Genomic DNA, 18,766 nt, shown 5'->3' on the forward strand with positions numbered 1-18,766 from the left:
CCCGTTAGGCCAGACAACTGTAGTTTATGCAAAAAATAGACAAATGCGCATATATTACAGCATGGAACAATGCCCGGCAATTACTTGATATTGCTCACCGATTAGCTGCCACACTCGTGTATAAATAAAGTCACCACTGATCTTCTCGTCCCCCTCTTGTCCTTCCAGGCGGATACGGGAGATCGTCACTGCTCCATCCTTTGTCGGTTTGATTTGCAAATCTGTACTGGATACCTTTGTGTAACGTACAGCTAGTGTCCGATGTGCTTCTAAATCCATTTCCTTGGTCACATAACTGCCTTCATGATTGATGAAAACGAGGTCATCATGTAAAAATGTGTCCAATGCAAATATATCTCTTGTCTGCATTGCTTCTAAAAGCTCCTGCTCCAGAAGTTCAAACTGATTCGGAGTCACGACCTGATCTGTCTGTTCAATCTGTTTTGAACTCACGCTATTATCTGTCTGTTCTAACTGATCAGGTCTCTTGTTTTCTTCTACAGTGGATTCAATCTTCACTATATGAGCGGTTGCAATATGTACGTCCCCAATCACAACAAAAGCTTTATTCATCATACCCTGGTTGTTCGTTATATGCTCTAATAGCTGCTGTTCAGGCGCTTCTGTTCGAATTTGTTCACCTGTTGATAGCGTAATAATTGTTTCATTCATGAGTGCTCACTCCGTTCTATTTTTGTTCCGACAGGAAGTAACTATTATGATTGTATCGCGATATGAGTACGCAAGGAAGCCATATAGCCTATATTCGCTATTACAAAAACATAACCAAAGCTTCTTAAACTGTTTAGAGTAAGCCCTAAAGGGAAGGGATAGACTATATATGTAAATTTGGAGGTGTACAAGATGAGTAATGATACACGCGAATTCCGGACAGGACAAGGTGTACCGCAAACAGGTGTATATATCTGTCAGTCAGGTGAAAGAGTTGAAATAAAAGAAAACGATGTGTTTCCTGTATGTCCGACAAAGGGCGAGGAAACAACGTGGAAACACGAATAAATATAAGGTGGTGCAGAGATTTTTCTCAGCACTATCTTATTTTTTTATGTCTGTACCCATTCTCAATTCATTAAGCTTATTTACCTTACTTAATGAAAATAGATTCGGATAGATTTTAAGGATTTCACCCTTAAAGAGGCAAAATAATATGTACAGTTCCCTCTGCACAAAATATATAATCAATTTTGTAAGCGATATCATTATTCGGATATAGGGGGAAATATTGATGAAAATTCTACTTGCTTGTTCTTCTGGAATGTCTACAAGTTTATTAGTATCCAAAATGAAAGATGCTGCTCGAGAAAAAGGAATTGAAGCAGAGATTTGGGCTGTGGCACAGGATAAGGCTGAATCCGACATGGAAAAAGCTGATGTACTGTTAATTGGTCCTCAAATGAGGTTTCTCTTCAAAAAGATCTCAAAAGTTGCTGATGAGAAAGGTGTTCCAGTTGATGTGATCGATCCTATTTCTTACGGACGCATCGACGGAGAAGCAGTGCTGGATAAAGCATTGGAATTAATCCAAAAAAAGGTTTGATAAGGGGGAACCATTATGGGAAGTAAATTCACAGAGACATTAGAAAACATATTATTACCTATTGCTGATAAATTAAATAATAACCGTTATCTGGGCGCACTGCGCGATGGCTTTATGGTTGCTTTGCCTTTTATTATTTTCGGATCTCTATTTGTCGTATTAGCGAACATACCTTTCCTGGACAAAATAATCAGTGAAAATGCTTTGGAAGAATATCAAAGTATTTTAGGGCCTGCTTCTGCTTCTACATTAAGTATTATGGGTCTTTTTGTTATCTTCGGCATCGCCTATAAATTGACTCAGCAATATGGGTTAGAAGCTTTGTATGGCGGCTTCGCTGCACTGGCTTCTTTCATCATTTTGACACCGCAAGTCTTGGAAGGTATTTCTGGGGTTATCCCATCTGCAGCTTTAGGTGCCCAAGGCTTATTCTTAGGGATTTTCACAGCATTTGTATCAGTAGAAATCTATAAATTCTTCGTTAAGAGAAATTGGACTATCAAAATGCCTCAAGGTGTACCTGATGCTGTGGCAAAATCTTTCAGCTCATTAATTCCGATCACATTAACATTAACTTTCTTTTTAGCAATCCGTGCTATTTTCAGCTACACTTCATTCGAAACCTTACAGAATTTTATTTATACACTTATTCAGCAGCCATTAACTTCTTTAGGAAGCGGTCTGATTCCAACAATTATCGCTGTTCTATTAATACAAGTATTTTGGTTCTTCGGACTTCATGGACAGATTATTGTTAATTCCATTATGGATCCAATTTGGATGACTTTATCACTTGAAAATCTAGAAGCATTCAATGCTGGTCTGGAACGTCCTCATATAGTAAACAACCAGTTTGTAGATACATTCATAGTGGGCATGGGCGGAACTGGTATGACAATGGCTGTAATATTAGGTATCTTCCTATTCACAAGGAGTCGGCAATTAAAAAATCTCGGAAAGCTTGGCGGTCCTGCTGCTGTTTTCAATGTAAACGAACCTTTGATCTTCGGTTTGCCTATTGTTATGAATCCTATGGTAATTATTCCTTGGCTGCTTTCTCCAGTAATTGTTACCATTGTCACTTACTTTGCAATGGCAAGTGGATTGGTTCCCGTATCAACAGGAGTACATGTACCTTGGACAACACCGATATTTATAAGCGGTATGCTGGTTACGAATTCAATTGCCGGTGCAATCCTGCAGTTAGTAAATCTCGTGATTGTTGTACTAATCTGGCTGCCATTCTTAAGAATTCTAGATAAGCAATATTTCAGGACTGAGCAAACAACTACTAAAGATCAAAAACAAGGACGGGATGATAAAATTGTCTAACAAAGTAATCAAAGTACCAGATAACTTCATTATTGGTGCCGCTTCTTCTGCCTGGCAAACGGAAGGTTGGTCCGGTAAAAAGGATTTTCAGGACTCCTATTTAGACCTTTGGTATAAAAACAATAAGAATGTCTGGCATAATGGCTATGGCCCAGCTGTAGCAACAGATTTTTACAACCGTTACAAAGAAGATATTCAAATGATGAAACAAATTGGACTTACACATTATCGAACTTCTATAAACTGGGCCAGATTTTTAGTAGATTATGAAAATGCCGTAGTTGATGAAGAATATGCTGCTTATTATGAAAACGTAATTGATGAATTACTTAACAACGGCATTGAACCGATGATTTGCCTCGAACATTACGAACTGCCAGCTGTTCTGTTTGAAAAATACGGTGGCTGGGGTTCGAAACATGTTGTGGAATTATTTGAAAAGTATGCAGAAAAGGTTTTCAACCGATACGGCAGCCGGGTCAAACATTGGTTTACATTCAATGAACCAATAGTTGTACAGACTCGCGTTCATTTAGATGCCATTCGCTGGCCCTTTGAGCAAAATACAAAAAAATGGATGCAATGGAATTACAACAAATCTTTAGCTACAGCAAAAGTTGTGAAGCTATTTAAACAAATGCAGTTAAAGGAAAAATTCGGTGCAAAGATTGGTAATATCATTAATCCCGAAGTAACATATGCAAGATCCTCTGCAGAACATGATCAAAAAGCTGCACGCATCTATGATTTATTCTTTAATCGTGTATTCTTAGATCCTTCTATTAAGGGAGAATTCCCACCAGAATTATTTGAACTAATGGAGAAACATGACATAACATTCGATTATACGGAAGATGAATTAAGACTTATTAAAGAAAACACTGTAGACTACGTTGGTTTAAACCTTTATTTCCCCCACCGCGTGAAAGCAAGAACTGCTGCATGGAACGAGGATACCCCTTTCCATCCGGAATATTATTATGACAAGCACGAATTAACAGGGAAAAAAATGAACCCATACCGCGGCTGGGAAATTTATCCTCAAATAATGTATGATATTGCACTTCGAATGAAAGAGGAATATGGCAACATTGAATGGTTCATTGCAGAAAATGGTATGGGTGTTGAAAATGAACATCGCTTTAAAAACGAGGATAATATAATTCAAGATGATTATCGTATTGAATTTATAAGTGAACATTTACAATGGTTATTAAAAGCCGTTGATGAGGGGTCAAACTGCACAGGTTATATGCTCTGGGCATTTACAGATAATGTTTCACCAATGAATGCATTTAAAAATCGGTATGGTCTAGTAGAAATCAATTTAAATGAAAACCGTAACCGTAGTCTAAAAAAATCAGGTTATTGGTATAAAGAACTGATCAAATCAAGACAGCTTGAAGTTATAGAAGAAGAATATAAATAAGAGACAGACAGACTCCATGCAAAGAAGGAAAATAATATGAAGAACTTTTTGGCAATTGATATAGGTGGAACATTTGTTAAATACGGAGTTGTTTCAGAAAATGCCGTAATCACTCATTTAAATAAAATTAAAACACCTGAGACCCTTCAATCACTACTAGATCTTATCGAGCATTTAAGTCAAACTTCAAGTAATATTTCGGGCATCGCTGTTAGTTGTCCTGGCGCTGTTTCTGATGATGGAATTATTTACGGATCCAGCGCTGTTCCTTACATCCACGGCCCCAATATGAAACAGCTAATTGGAGAAACAACAGGCTTGCATGTATATCTCGAGAATGATGCAAATTGTGCAGGCTATGCTGAGATTTGGGATGGAAACGGCAAAGGAAAGAACGATGTTTTAGTAATGGTTATTGGTACTGGGATTGGCGGGGCTATTTTTAAGAATGGCAGCTTACATAAAGGAGCCAATTTACATGGTGGCGAATTTGGCTATATGCTGCTTAACCACAACATCTCCAATAGTGATGATGTCTGGAGCAGACTAGCTTCCACCAAAGCATTAGTAAAGAAAGTTGCTGCTTTAAAACAGATTGATTCTAACACTCTATCTGGAGAACAGGTATTTGAATTAGCCGAATCGGGCGATGTTGAGGTAGCCAAAATTGTGGAGGATTTCTACCACCTTTTAGCAGTCGGAATATACAACTTGCAATACATCTATGATCCTGAAGTGATTTTAATAGGCGGCGGGATCAGCCAAAGAGAAGATTTAATTGAAAAAATCACTCAAAAGCTCGACCTTATCATCGAGAAAATCGACTTAGCTAAAATCAAACCAAGTATTGCAAGATGTAAATTTGCTCAAGATGCAAACTTGTTAGGCGCTGTATATGGCTATCTAAAGTCTAATGAAATAAAAATGCAACGTAGATAAGTTTTATATTGGAGGTTATTAAATTGGAAACGATGGAAGAAATATCATTTCAAATCATTCTTTATGCAGGAAACGGCAAAGCAAATGCAATGGAAGCAATACAGGAAGCAAAGCAAGGAAATTTTGAACGTGCAGATGAATTGATCAAAGAAGCTGGTGAAGAATTAAGTAAAGCACACAGTGTTCAAACAAAACTGTTACAAGAAGAAGCAAACGGTAATGGAAACATTATTAGTGTATTATTGATTCATTCTCAAGACCATCTAATGACAGCAATGACCTTTCGAGACCTGGCAGTAGAGTTTATTGAACTTTATCGTTTTAAATAGCAGCTCAATTGATGGAGGTTTTATAAATGGAATTATCCTATAAATTCCCCGAAGGCTTTTGGTGGGGCAGCGCTACTTCTGCTACACAAATTGAAGGTGCTGCAAATAAAGACGGAAAAGGTAAAAACATCTGGGATCATTGGTATGAATTAGAATCAAACCGCTTTTTTAATAATGTCGGTCCTGAATCCACATCGGATTTTTACCATCATTATAAAGAAGACATCCGTTTGATGAAGCAAATTGGCCATAATTCATTCCGTATTTCCATCTCGTGGTCACGATTAATTCCATCAGGCCGCGGAGAAGTTAACCAAAGAGCCGTTAGCTTCTACAATGCTGTAATTGACAACTTGATAGATAATGGTATAGAGCCATTTGTTAATCTTTATCATTTCGATATGCCGCTTGATTTGCAAAATGAAGGCGGCTGGGAAAGCCGAGAAGTTGTTGAAGCTTATAAAGGCTATGCGAAAATATGCTTTGAATTATTCGGTGATCGAGTGAAAAAGTGGTTCACTTTTAATGAACCTATTGTTCCAGTCGAAGCAGGTTATCTCTATAATATACATTATCCAAATATAGTTGATTTCAAAAGAGCAACACAAGTGGCTTACAACACTGTTGTTGCCAGTGCAAAAGCAGTTGAAGTCTATCATTCCCTTCAATTTAAAGATGGTAAAATAGGTATCATTCTTAATTTAACTCCTTCCTATCCAAGAAGTGACCACCCTGCGGATTTGAAAGCCGCTAGAATTGCAGATTTATTCTTTAATCGCTGTTTCCTGGATCCGGCAGTACTTGGAAAATATCCACAAGAATTAATTGAGATTATCAAGGAATATAGCGAGCTCCCGCTTATACATGATGGAGATTTAGATTTAATAAAAAATAATACAGTGGATATTCTTGGCGTGAATTATTATCAACCTCGTCGTGTAAAAGCAAAAGAATATGCTGTCAATCTCGAAAGCCCACTTATGCCAGAATGGTTTTTTGATAGATACGAAATGCCTGGAAGAAAAATGAATAAATACCGCGGTTGGGAGATTTACGAAAAAGGGATATTCGATATTTTGATTAACTTAAAAGATAACTATGGAAACATTGAGTCCTTTATTTCCGAAAATGGCATGGGTGTTGAAGACGAGGAAAGATTTATGCAAAATGAGCAAATTCAGGATGATTATCGAATTGAATTTATTCGTGAACATTTAAAATGGCTGCATAAATCTATTGAAGCAGGCTGTAATGTTAAGGGATACCATCTATGGACTTTCATGGACAATTGGTCTTGGATGAATGCTTACAAAAATCGTTATGGGTTTATTTCTGTAAATATTGAAACAAAGGAACGCTCTTTAAAGAAAAGCGCTCAATGGTTTACCGAAGTTTCGCGCAATAATGGATTTTAACGAAGACAAAAGCGTACTATTGTTGTGATAAAATACTATCAAACGGTTCTGGTTCAGTTTGAGCCAGAACTTTTCCAGCATAAAATAGAAAGCGCTTTCTTAAAAATACAGGAGTGGTGATTGCAAATGTTAACAAAAAGAGGCAAATCTATACTTAAACATTTAATGTCTCTTGAAACACCAATAAGCGGAAAGTATTTGGCCAATCATAATCAAGTCAGTGTCCGAACCATACGGGAAGATGTAAAAATAGTAAACGCTTTAATCACTGATCACGGTGCCACCATTGAATCTATAATGGGTAAAGGTTATCAGCTTAATATTATTCATGAGAAGCAATTTTATAAGTATATTCGTTCCATAACTGGAGATTTAGAACTTCAATATGTACCAAGTCAGCCAGAAGACCGTGTATCCTTTATGATAAAACATCTACTCATGAGCGAACATTATGTGAAACTTGATGAGATTGCGGATTTATTATTTGTTAGTAAATCCACTGTTCAAAATGATTTAAAAATCGTTAAGGAGTCCCTTTCTAAATATAATATTCAACTCACCTCTCGACCAAATCATGGTTTAAAATTAAAAGGAAACGAATTGAAAATGCGCTTTTGTATGTCTGAGTATTTATTCAACAGAAAAGCAGAAGGCAATCATTATTTTCTGAGTGAGCAATTTATGGCCGAGGAGGACCTCAATACAGTTAAGAGAATCCTATTAGAAAAAATCAATATGCACAATATTCCTTTATCTGATATAGCCTTTAATAATCTGTTGGTTCATATTTCGATTGCCATTAATAGAATTAAATTTAATAACTACGTTAAAATATTTAAAAGCGATCTAGATGACATATTGGACAAACAGGAATATATTGTCGCAGGCGAGATAGTAAAAGACGTTGAGTATACGTTTGATGTTCAATTCCCTAAGGAGGAGATTGCCTATATTGCTATTCACTTGCTGGGAACGAAGATCGTTGCCGATTCTAATGGAAATAAGGCAGTTAAAGGGCTTATAGAAAAAGAGATAGGTCAACTAGTAGACTATGCACTCCAAAAAGTAGAACAAGAATTGAACCTGGGAATCAATGAAGATGATGAATTAAGAATGGCTTTAGCATTACACTTAAAACCGGCCATTAACCGTTTTAAATATGGAATGAATATTAGAAATCCAATGTTGGATGATATAAAAAAGAATTACCTATTATCTTACGAAGCTGCTGTAATAGCAGGTAAAGCAATTGAGGTAGCCATAGATTCTAAGATAGACGAGAATGAATTGGGGTATATTGCCTTACATATAGGAGCTGCCATAGAAAAAAACAAGTTGAAAAAAGGTCCAAGTCGGTGTTTAGTTGTCTGCGCTTCGGGGTTAGGAACAGCAAAACTTATATTTTATAAACTCAATAGCTACTTTGGTCAATCTCTTGATGTTGTTGGTACAACTGAATATTACAAGCTTAATCAATATGACTTAACTGATATTGATTTTATTATCAGTTCTATTCCCATCCAGCAAAAATTAGCTATTCCTGTAATTGAGGTTAACGCAGTTTTAGGAGAGGAAGACCTACAAAAAATAAAGAGACACTTCCTCACAAAAAAGGAAAAACATCAAATCTATTTTCCTAAAGATCTTGTATTTTTAAGAGAAAATTTCACTTCTAAAGAAGAAGTTCTTGAATTTCTAAACAGTAAATTAGTGAAAAATGGGTTAGTTGATCACACTTTTCTCGAAGCAGTTTATGAGAGAGAAAAGATCGCTCCAACTGCATATGAAAATCTAGTAGCTATACCTCACCCTATCTCACCTCAATCCAATGAAACTATTTTAGCCGTTTGTACATTGGAAAAAGCTATCATGTGGAACGATAAACCCATACAATTTATAGGACTACTTTGTGTTAAAAAGAAAAGTATGGAGGACTTGCAGTCTTTATATGATATCCTATTAAAAATAATTGAAAACAGATCCATTGTGCAAAATCTGATCAAAGCAAAAACATATAATGAATTCATTAAATTGTTGTAAGGCAATGTTATCTTATCGCATTGCCTTTCCTACAAGTATAACCTTATCGAAAATTCCTATATAGTAACCGATAACTGGAACTCTCGTTAATACCACCTCCCCCTCCGACAATCCCGAATATTAGACATTTTTAACCCTACGCAGTTTCTTCTATAACAGCTGTATCCTAAACAAAAGTGAACTTATACCACCAAATAATTCTAACTCAAAATAGAAACAACCTTTCCATATAGGTTAAAATACCTTCTCCCTTTAATGGAATAAATAAGATTTCAAATAATCCATTTTTATGATGCTGTACAGTGTTTAAGCAGTTTCAATTCATTTCGTTAATCGGAAAGCTGCTTTTATCAGCTTATCTTCCATTTACCTCTTCCATATAATCATCTCGATGTACCTGTCTTTGAATGCTTTTAGATCTGCGAAAGAACTTCGTCTACAGCATAAAAACGTATGAATAAGTCCATTCCTACATACTTTTCTATGTGAGGAGGAGAAATTATGACAATTGGGGTTGTATTGCCCGTTTATAATCAGGAAACCGCGTATATACATGAATGCTTAGGAGCAATGGAAAAACAAGTGTACCGTGATTACAAATTGATCATCGTCATAGATGGTGCAAATGAAGAAACAGCAGAAGCAGTATATAATGCTTCCAGCATCTTAACTATACCTTATCGCATCATCTATCGAAAAAAGAACATGGGTATTGCCTATTCCTTGAATGAAGGTTTTTCCTATTTAAAAGACTGTCCTTACTTAACGTGGATTTCTATTGACAATCGGCAGGATCCGCTTTTTCTGCTAACATTTTATAATCATATACAGCAAGCTCCGGAAGATACTGTCCTTCTCTACTCTTATTATTGGCTCATCGATGAAAAAGGGCAGCGCTTTGCAGATGAAACACAATGGCTGCAAACGATGGAAACACTGATGAACAGGAACAAGGAAGAAATATTATCCATCTGTTTCGTTGGAGCTTCCTTCCTCTTCCGTCAGTCCGCATTTAAAAAAGCGGGCGGCTATGATACCAGTTATGGCGTAGTGTCTGATTATGAATTCTGGATTCGTCTGATGGAACAAGGTAATATCCAATTAATACGTCATACCTTGATGGAATATCGCGTAAACAGCGCCTTATCCCTTACAACGATCACTGGTGCACAGGGGCTTTATTTACAGAGCATGAAGGCTAGTTTGGACCATCGTAAGAAACGAAAGGATATTCCAGATGTGACAGTTTTAATTACCACTCACAATCATGGAGCTTATATTGGCAAATGCCTTGATAGTGTACTAAAGCAAACACATTCCAATATCCACGTAGTAGCAATTGACATAGGTTCCACAGATGATACACTGCAGCAAATAACAAATCGAAACGATCCTCGAGTCATACCTCTCCACATAGCAAGCGGCGTAAAAGCAGAAGCATTGAATGCAGGGCTGGAATATGTATTAGGCAAATATGTACTGGAAATGGATGGAGATGCTTGGCTGGATGAGCGTGCAGTAGAGACTATGCTATATGACTTTGAACGGCTGGATAAATCATATGGCCTAGTGTATGCAAACAAGAGGATATGGTACGATAACCCGTCATCAGGTCTGCAGAAAGGCCCGGAAATCAAAGGAATCGATTATACAAATAAGTACCATGCTTTGACAGGGGGTGCATCACACAGTCCGCGTATGTTTCGAAAATCGATCCTTGAGAAGCTAGATGGTTGGCCAGCAGAATTGAACGGCGAAGCATTGCTAGCATCTGACTATATGATGTTTCTTCGAATAGCAGATGCTTATAAAATGAATTGGATTGATGTTGTTCTCTACCATGAAAGAAAATATGAAGAGGAAAATATAACAGCAGATCAAAAATTATATAATACGCAGCTTAGAGCTGTCGTACAGCATCAGCTGCAAGTGTGGGGGAATGAAATGTTTCCGGAGTTTAAAATGGACGGAGATGCCATTGTACAAATCAGCTTAGTTTAAGAAAGGAGCAGTTCATGAAGATAGCTTTTGTACTGGGCACAAGACCAGAGGGTATTAAACTAGCTCCTATCCTCAACAAATTAAAAGATAATCCTGATTTTGCCACGCTGGTTATCAATACCGGGCAGCACGCAGATCTGTTAGATGAAGTACTCCAAACATTCGCTATCGAACCAGATTATAACCTAAAGCTGATGAAACCCAATCAATCCGCAGAACTAGTAGTTCATGAAGCTATACCTGTCATTTCTGCAATCTTGAGAAAAGAAAAGCCTGATCTTGTTTTTGTGGTCGGTGACACCGCCACAACATTCACTGGTGCATTCATTGCATTTCACGAACGTATTCCTGTCGTACACGTGGAAGCAGGATTGCGAACAGACAATCCTTACTCTCCTTTTCCAGAGGAAATGTACCGACAGCTGGTCACCCGACTAGCAACTTTCCATTTAGCACCTACAGAACAAAACAAAGAAAACCTAATCAAGGAATGTATAGATGTACGTCATATTTCTGTAGTCGGTAATCCTGTAATTGATGCTCTCTTCTACATACACCATAACGTACCTCCTGCCGTCACAGAAATTTCCCAATACGTAAAATCCAATAAAAAACTCATCCTCCTGACTACACATAGAAGGGAAAATTTCCATCACTTAACGCAAATTCATGATGCCATTCTGGAAATAACAGATCATCATAAAGAGGTAGAAGTTATCTTCCCGGTACATCCGAACCCGAATGTACGTAACCAAATCAGTAAATCAATGCGGGAACATGAAAGTATCCATATCATTGACCCCTTAGATTATGCTTCCTTTACTTATCTTCTCAAACACGCCTATTTAGTAGTCACAGATTCAGGAGGCATCCAGGAAGAAGCACCAGCTTTTAATGTTCCTGTAATTATAGTAAGGGATTCGACGGAAAGGACAGAAGGTGTAGAAGCAGGAACACTTATCTTGGCAGGGACAGATAAGCAAATCATTAAAGGAACCATCGAGAATTTGCTTACAGATACATCATTTCACCAGCATACAGCTGAAGCAGTCAATCCATATGGCGACGGGCAGACAAGTGAACGTATCGTAGAATGGCTGAAACAGTATCTATCCAGACATCAATCTTAATTTTCACATTGCATAATAAAAAGCCTGGAACTTTACGTTCCAGGCTTTACTCTATTCCTAATGTAAGGATGGAGACGGTAAAAGAAAAATCCACTTGATCCCATTAAAGTGTGACAATAATCGGTCCATTTTTAGTAAGGATAATCGTATGTTCCACTTGAGCTACAAAGCTTTTTTCTGTAGCATAGGTCCAGCCGTCATTTTTTTGGAATACTTCTTCTTCTAAGGTTGAGATAAATGGTTCGAATGCGATAACCATCCCATCCTTTAATAATTCATCATCAAATGTATCCTTATAATTATAAATATGGTCAGGAGCTTCGTGAATTGTGCGTCCAATACCATGTCCTGTAAGGTTTGTGATAACAGTTAAATCATTCTGTCTTGCTGTTTGGAATACTGCTCTTCCGATTCCGCTTTTTTTGGAACCAGGTTTTGCTTTCTTAAGGCCTGCTTCAAATGCTTGTTTAGCAACGTCACATATTTTCGTTAAAATTTCTTCTCCTTCGCCTACCACAAACGAGATTCCTGTATCTGCGAAATAACCGTTCTTAGATCCAGAAACATCTACATTTACTAGATCCCCTTCAGAAATAACCCGACTCCCTGGAATACCATGCGCCACTTCATCATTGACACTAATACAAGTATGGCCAGGAAAATCATATTCACTTTTCGGCGCTGAAACCGCACCTTCTTTCGCAAACATCTCACCGGCAATATCATCAAGTTCTTTCGTCGTTATGCCAGGAACTGTTCTTTGTACCAATTCGTCTCTAATGGAGCCGACAATTTTGCCAATTTCCTTCAAGCCATTAAAGTCTTCTTCTGTTTTTGCAATCATTTTTTCTACCTCACTTTGATCATCAATTAACTATATAAGTGTTATTTTCTCGAAAAAAACAAGTAATGTATATTAATGTTGTTTAAGAGATGAAACAGTCTATCAGGACAGGGATCTAAACACTTATAGTAATGCTTTAAAAAAGCCCGGAACGATTAAACGTTCCGGGCTTTACTCCATTCCTACTATGTAAGGATGGAGACGGTGGGAGTCGAACCCACGTCCAAAGATAACGGCACTCAGGCATCTACGTGTGTATTCGTTATATTATAGTTCGCACACGCTTCGGCCTAACGACAGGCTTTCAGCGAGGCTAGCTTGATTGTCTTCTTCCGATTATCCGCAAGCCGAGAATAATGGCGTAGCCCACTTAAGTTTGAGACCCTCAAATCTGCCACATGGGCGATAGCAGCAAGGATCCTCCAGTGCTACTTACGCAGCTGCTAGAGAGTAGTTGTTGTTAGTTTTGCCAGTTATATTTAGGCGTAACGTTTTACGAGCCGTAACCTCGACACGCAGCCTGAGCTCGAACTATCCCTGTCGAATCCGTAACGTCCCCATGATATGGGGGCTACAGGAAGTAACCCGTTCTAAATCAGGATAATCAAATCCCAGACAACTTCCATTATATCATCTTTATTAGAAAATGCAAGTTTAGTAATCGCGGTCGCGCATAGCACGATCTACATCGCGTTTCATCTGCTTTTGCTTGAGGTCTTCACGCTTATCATATTTCTTTTTCCCTTTACCGACACCTAATAATATCTTCGCGAAGCCGTCTTTGATATACATCTTTATCGGTACTAAGGAATAACCTTGCTGTTGGGTCTGACCGATCAATTTATCGATCTGTTTGCGATGCAATAGCAGCTTCCTTGTCCTTGTCGGATCGTGATTAAATCGGTTCCCTTGTTCATAAGGAGATATATGCATATTGATGATACGCACCTCGCCGCGGTCAATCCTTGCAAAACTATCCTTCAAATTCACCCGGCCGGCACGAATCGATTTGATCTCGGTACCTTGCAGCACGATTCCTGCCTCCATCGTTTCCTCGATCGCATATTCGAAATTAGCCTTCTTATTCTGTGCGAGTACTCTACCTTGTCCCTTAGCCATAGACTTCTTCCTCCTAACTACGAGCTTTATTTTATCAGAAACTGTATGATAATCCTAACGATTCATATACTGAATTGGGTATAGATAGGTGAACCCGATCGATTGGAGTGTACATAGATGACAACCATCAGACAATTGACAATAAATGATTACCAGGCAGTGCTTGAAATGCAGACAGGCATCGAGGATGACTATGTCCTCCGAATTTTCCCGCAGCTGATCGAGAATCCAGCCCAAACCTTATTCGGCTTGGAAACAGAAGAGGGTATTGCTGCAGTAGCCGGGGTGGTTCGTTTGCCGAACGGAAATGGGATACTCGGCCGATTGCGGAGTGATATACGTTTTCACTCCAAAGGAAATGCTACTGGTTTGCTGCAGCATATTATTGCGTCTTGTGAAAAAGATCCAATGATGAATTGGGTCGGTGCTATTACCCTCAAGTCTAATCTCCCTGCGCAGCGGGTGCTTGATAAACTCAATATACAGCCTGAGAGCTCCTTTATCAGTCTGTTGATGGAAGCCCCTGAACGGTTTATTGTCCCTTCTGCTGCACCTTGGGAATTGATTGAAGGAACAGATACAAAGCGAGCTGTAATTGAACAAGCAGCTGTTGAAGCAAAAGCGGCTTTCTATCCATATGAGGCGTATTTCCCGATTCCTTATGCTTCAGCCATATTAGAGGATGACTATTTAGAAAATCTGGCTGTATTCCATGATCCTGATTCCGGCCGCATCATGGCGATTCAAGAAGACTATAAAGGACAGGATATAGCTCAAATCCAATATTTCTGGCCAGATGTATTTCAACAAGACGGATTATGGACTACAGTGTTCAACTATCTCAAGCAATCGGACAAGCAATTGGTACCGCAGCTGGACGTGTCCCCCGAAACTGCCTCCAGTATACCTGCAGTCTTTCGCGACAGCTTTACGGAAAATAATGATCCTTGGCTCATTTATGGAAAATATATCAGATAACAAACGCCCCGACAATAAAGTCGGGGCGTTATTTTTATGGTCTTTTTCTTGTGTTGCGTTTCTTGCTTTTCTTTCCTCTTGCCGGCGGCTTCTTTTTACCTTTGTTCTTCGGAGGACGATGATCACCTGGTTTGTTCTTCTTTTCGGCTTTAATAATTGTAGGACGGTCACGATTCTCCCGTGGCTTACGCGGCTTCATGCCGACCACTTCGAAATCAATGATACGCTCTTCAATATTCACCTTCACAACGCGAATTGTGATTTCATCTCCGATACGGAATTGATTGCCTGTCCGTTCTCCGATCATCGCATAACGCTTGTCATCGAAGTGGTAGAAATCATCTGTCAGATAACTGACATGAACAAGACCCTCAATTGTATTCGGCAGCTCGACGAATAATCCGAAGCCTGTGACAGAGCTGATGACACCATCAAATTCCTCACCGACTTTATCTTGCATAAATTCAGCTTTTTTCAGATCATCCGTTTCCCGCTCTGCATCGACAGCAGCACGTTCTCGTTCCGAGGACTGTCTTGCAATCTCAGGCATCCGTTCTTTCCAGTGATCTTGTGTCTTCTTATCCAGCTGATTGTTGACAATATACGTGCGGATCAACCGGTGCACGATCAAATCTGGATAACGTCGGATTGGCGAAGTGAAATGTGTATAGAATTTCGTCGCCAGACCAAAGTGACCCAAACCTTGCGGATCGTATTTCGCCTGCTGCATCGAACGCAACATAAGTCGGTTGATAATCATTTCTTCCTGCGTGCCTCTTACACGTTCTACGATCTTCTGCAAAGTCTGAGGATGAATATCCGAGGATGATCCTCTGACTGTATAACCCAAACTCGTAATGAACTCGAAGAAATTCTGCAGTTTATCTGGATCTGGATCAGTATGAATCCTGTGAATGGCTGGAACATCCATCCAATGAAAATGCTCTGCAACTGTTTCATTGGCAGCAAGCATGAATTCCTCAATCAGCTTCTCTGCAACAGAGCGCTCCCTCAGGATAACATCAATGGCCTTTCCTTCTTCATCAACTGCAACTCGTGCTTCTGGAAAATCGAAGTCGATTGCTCCCCTGTCCATACGCTTCTTACGCAGTACAGCGGCGAGATCCTCCATTTGCTGGAACATCGGGACAAGATCCGAATAGCGGTCTTTAAGTTCCTGATCATCCTCAAGTAATATTCGGTTCACTTCACCATATGTCATCCGTTCATTCGTTTTGATGACACTTTGGTAAATCTCATGTTCTACCACTTCTCCTTGTGGTGTAATCTGCATGTCACATGTCAAGGTAAGTCGGTCCACTTGAGGATTCAAGGAACAGATACCATTGGAAAGACGATGAGGGATCATCGGTATTACACGGTCTACAAGATAGACACTAGTTGCTCGTTCCAAAGCTTCTTCATCAATTGGAGAGCCCTCATCCACATAATAAGAGACGTCCGCAATGGAAACAACAAGACGATAGTTCCCATTTTCAAGACGGCTGACAGAAACCGCATCATCCAAATCCTTTGCGTCTGCTCCATCTATGGTAACGGTCATCATATCTCTGATATCCCGGCGGTTTTCTATCTCTGCAGGATCAATCGTATCTGGTGTATTCGCTGCCTGTTCCAGTACTTCCGGCGGGAATTCAGTGGAAATGCCATGCTTATAAATAATGGATAGTATATCAATACCCGGGTCGTTCTTATGACCAAGTATTCGGATTACTTCTCCTTCTGCACTCATGCGCCCTTCCGGATACTTTGTGATTCTGGCGATGACTTTGTGTCCATCAGTCGCTCCGCCTGCAGCACCGCGCGGTATAAAGATATCATTCGGGATACGTTTGTCATCGGCAATAAGGAAGCCGAAACGGCCATTATCTTCATATGTACCGACAACCTCCGCTATTGCTCGCTCTAGTATCCGAACAACTTGTCCTTCACGACGCTGTCCGCCCTCGGCCTGATTTTCGATGCGTACCAGCACTATATCATTATTCATGGCAGACTGAAGATCGGAATAGTGGATATAAACATCAGCCACTCCCTCTTCCTCTGGTATGAGGAAAGCAAAACCTTTTGCATGCATCTGGATCTTTCCTCGTACGAGGTTCAGTTTCTCAGGCAAACCGAAGCGATTGCTTCTTGTCCGTACGAGCTGTCCTTCTGCTTCTAGTTCATTCAGTCCTTTGACAAGGACAGTGAACTCACTTGATTCATCGAGCGTCAATTGCTCCTCTATTTCTTCTACTGTTAACGGCTTAGCCGCATTTTCTTTGAAATAAGCCAATATTTTCTGTTTGATTTCTTCCATTTTTGCTTCACCTTCTTTTCGGCTCTTTTTTCATCTAGTATGAACTATTCCCAATCAAGCGATTCGAGAAACTGATACACATCTTCATGCAGCTGTTCCTTTTCTTTCCCCATCGTAATAACGTGAGAAGAGTTTTCGTACCACTTGATTTCCTTAAAATCCGACTCTGCGTGCTCATAAATGAAATTGGCACTGTCTGTGTTGATCATTTGGTCTTCTGTTGCTTGCACAGCGAAGAGCGGTGCATAGATTTCATCTACATGCTTGCTCACATCGGTGATAAATGCTCCCAGACGCTGGAACATATCCGCAGTGGCTGGTGCCTCCATTAATTCAGCTAATTCCTGTTCTATCGCTTGATTATCTTTACCTTGCAGTTGTTTATGTTGTCTTGCATATAGCTTAAATCCTTTGTTTAACTGGGTTTCGTTATCAAAGAACATCGGCGAACACATCGTTACAACGCCTTTTACCGGATACGAATAGGCTAGCTTTAAACTAAGCACTCCACCTAGGGATAAGCCGGCAACAGCGATTTTTTCATAGCCTTTATTCTTCAAATACTGATAAGCAGCCTGGACGTCCTCCCACCACTCATCCGAATTGGAAGCGACGATATCATCAGGTGTTTTCCCATGCCCGCGATAAATTGGCGCGTGAGCAGTGTACCCTTTACCAGCAAGAAAACGGCCCATCATCCGTACATCAGCTGAATGACCAGTAAAGCCGTGCAGCAGCAGAACAGCTCGATCTCCTTTCCCCTCAAATGTGAACGGCTCTGGCTGTTTCATTGTGACCATATGTATCTCCCCTATTATTTCTATATTATATAGTAGGTTTCAGCACTAGTTTTCCCTTCATCGGGAATAAATAATCCCCCACCACAGAAGTTGTGACGAGGGATTAAATTGGCTATTCGATTATTGCAAGACGTACGCCAAAAGGAACGTCAAAATGAAAAGAATTACTCCTGTAACAATAGTTCCACGATGGAGGAACAAGTCCAGTCCACGGGCTTTCTGTTTTCCGAACAATTGCTCTGCCCCGCCAGATATCGCTCCGGACAAACCTGCACTCTTACCAGATTGTAAAATGACTAACGTGATAAGCGCGATGGCATCGATAATTAATAGAACTACTAAAGTTGTCTGCATCCCAGCACCTCCTATAACAGCAAATACCTATGTCAACTGTAGCATATGTGTCAGATAATTGGCAAGATGTTCTTGTCCAATCGATGATATGCGACAAAACTATGAACTATTTTTGCAGAAAATGAATTTATGTGGAGATTTTTGAATTATTTTGGTTGCAAGCTGAAACCGTTTC

The 18,766-nt window shown here is 39.4% G+C and carries 17 protein-coding genes and 1 other RNA gene; 11 read left to right on the forward strand and 7 right to left on the reverse strand.

The window, feature by feature from the left end:
• Positions 1-54: 54 nt before the first annotated feature.
• On the reverse strand, positions 55-672 hold the full coding sequence (locus CHH48_RS06800) for a nuclear transport factor 2 family protein (protein WP_095218391.1): 618 nt from the start codon (positions 670-672) through the stop codon (positions 55-57).
• A gap of 192 nt (positions 673-864) precedes the next feature.
• Here CHH48_RS06800 and CHH48_RS19460 point away from each other — a divergent pair, with 192 nt between their 5' ends.
• From CHH48_RS19460 to wecB, 10 genes are all read left to right on the forward strand, one after another.
• On the forward strand, positions 865-1,020 hold the full coding sequence (locus tag CHH48_RS19460) for a hypothetical protein (RefSeq protein WP_176466383.1): 156 nt from the start codon (positions 865-867) through the stop codon (positions 1,018-1,020).
• A 223-nt stretch (positions 1,021-1,243) separates the two neighbouring features.
• Positions 1,244-1,558 carry a PTS sugar transporter subunit IIB gene (locus CHH48_RS06805; protein WP_095218392.1) on the forward strand — a complete coding sequence of 105 codons (315 nt, stop codon included), beginning with the start codon at positions 1,244-1,246 and terminating at the stop codon, positions 1,556-1,558.
• Between the two features lie 15 nt (positions 1,559-1,573).
• Positions 1,574-2,890, forward strand: coding sequence for a PTS cellobiose transporter subunit IIC (gene celB / locus CHH48_RS06810; RefSeq protein ID WP_095218393.1), 1,317 nt, complete (start codon positions 1,574-1,576; stop codon positions 2,888-2,890).
• Positions 2,883-4,319, forward strand: coding sequence for a glycoside hydrolase family 1 protein (locus tag CHH48_RS06815; RefSeq protein WP_245840333.1), 1,437 nt, complete (start codon positions 2,883-2,885; stop codon positions 4,317-4,319). The genes celB and CHH48_RS06815 overlap by 8 nt, the downstream gene beginning before the upstream one ends.
• A 36-nt stretch (positions 4,320-4,355) precedes the next feature.
• Positions 4,356-5,258 carry an ROK family protein gene (locus tag CHH48_RS06820; protein WP_095218395.1) on the forward strand — a complete coding sequence of 301 codons (903 nt, stop codon included), beginning with the start codon at positions 4,356-4,358 and terminating at the stop codon, positions 5,256-5,258.
• A 32-nt stretch (positions 5,259-5,290) separates the two neighbouring features.
• The gene (locus tag CHH48_RS06825; RefSeq protein WP_176466390.1) at positions 5,291-5,587 is read left to right on the forward strand and encodes a PTS lactose/cellobiose transporter subunit IIA; all 297 of its coding nucleotides are present in this window, start codon (positions 5,291-5,293) and stop codon (positions 5,585-5,587) included.
• Positions 5,588-5,613: 26 nt separating this feature from the next.
• A complete protein-coding gene (locus CHH48_RS06830) occupies positions 5,614-7,002 on the forward strand; it encodes a glycoside hydrolase family 1 protein (protein WP_095218397.1) in 1,389 nt (462 codons plus the stop codon).
• Between the two features lie 126 nt (positions 7,003-7,128).
• Positions 7,129-9,042, forward strand: coding sequence for a BglG family transcription antiterminator (locus tag CHH48_RS06835; RefSeq protein ID WP_095218398.1), 1,914 nt, complete (start codon positions 7,129-7,131; stop codon positions 9,040-9,042).
• Between the two features lie 501 nt (positions 9,043-9,543).
• Positions 9,544-11,043 carry a glycosyltransferase family 2 protein gene (locus CHH48_RS06840; RefSeq protein ID WP_095218399.1) on the forward strand — a complete coding sequence of 500 codons (1,500 nt, stop codon included), beginning with the start codon at positions 9,544-9,546 and terminating at the stop codon, positions 11,041-11,043.
• Between the two features lie 14 nt (positions 11,044-11,057).
• Positions 11,058-12,173 (forward strand): non-hydrolyzing UDP-N-acetylglucosamine 2-epimerase, encoded by a 1,116-nt coding sequence (gene wecB, locus CHH48_RS06845; protein ID WP_095218400.1) that lies wholly within the window; start codon positions 11,058-11,060, stop codon positions 12,171-12,173.
• 103 nt (positions 12,174-12,276) lie between these two features.
• Here wecB and map read toward each other — a convergent pair whose 3' ends face one another.
• From map to smpB, 3 genes are all read right to left on the reverse strand, one after another.
• Positions 12,277-13,017, reverse strand: coding sequence for a type I methionyl aminopeptidase (map, locus tag CHH48_RS06850; RefSeq protein ID WP_095218401.1), 741 nt, complete (start codon positions 13,015-13,017; stop codon positions 12,277-12,279).
• Between the two features lie 193 nt (positions 13,018-13,210).
• Positions 13,211-13,576: a transfer-messenger RNA gene (gene ssrA, locus CHH48_RS06855) on the reverse strand.
• Positions 13,577-13,671: 95 nt separating this feature from the next.
• A complete protein-coding gene (gene smpB / locus CHH48_RS06860; protein WP_038564783.1) occupies positions 13,672-14,136 on the reverse strand; it encodes an SsrA-binding protein SmpB in 465 nt (154 codons plus the stop codon).
• Between the two features lie 117 nt (positions 14,137-14,253).
• On the opposite strand from smpB, the gene CHH48_RS06865 reads away from it, so the two are divergent.
• Positions 14,254-15,114, forward strand: a complete 861-nt coding sequence (locus CHH48_RS06865) for a hypothetical protein (protein ID WP_095218402.1) — start codon at positions 14,254-14,256, stop codon at positions 15,112-15,114.
• Between the two features lie 34 nt (positions 15,115-15,148).
• Here the strand turns inward: CHH48_RS06865 and rnr are convergent, their stop codons facing one another.
• The 3 genes from rnr to secG form a co-directional block, all read right to left on the reverse strand.
• The gene (gene rnr / locus CHH48_RS06870) at positions 15,149-17,437 is read right to left on the reverse strand and encodes a ribonuclease R (protein WP_095218403.1); all 2,289 of its coding nucleotides are present in this window, start codon (positions 17,435-17,437) and stop codon (positions 15,149-15,151) included.
• A gap of 44 nt (positions 17,438-17,481) precedes the next feature.
• Positions 17,482-18,237, reverse strand: coding sequence for an alpha/beta hydrolase (locus CHH48_RS06875; RefSeq protein WP_095218404.1), 756 nt, complete (start codon positions 18,235-18,237; stop codon positions 17,482-17,484).
• Positions 18,238-18,357: 120 nt separating this feature from the next.
• The gene (secG, locus tag CHH48_RS06880) at positions 18,358-18,591 is read right to left on the reverse strand and encodes a preprotein translocase subunit SecG (RefSeq protein WP_095218405.1); all 234 of its coding nucleotides are present in this window, start codon (positions 18,589-18,591) and stop codon (positions 18,358-18,360) included.
• Positions 18,592-18,766 lie beyond the last annotated feature (175 nt).

It is taken from the genome of Terribacillus saccharophilus (assembly GCF_002272075.1).
Lineage (GTDB): Bacteria > Bacillota > Bacilli > Bacillales > Amphibacillaceae > Terribacillus > Terribacillus saccharophilus_A.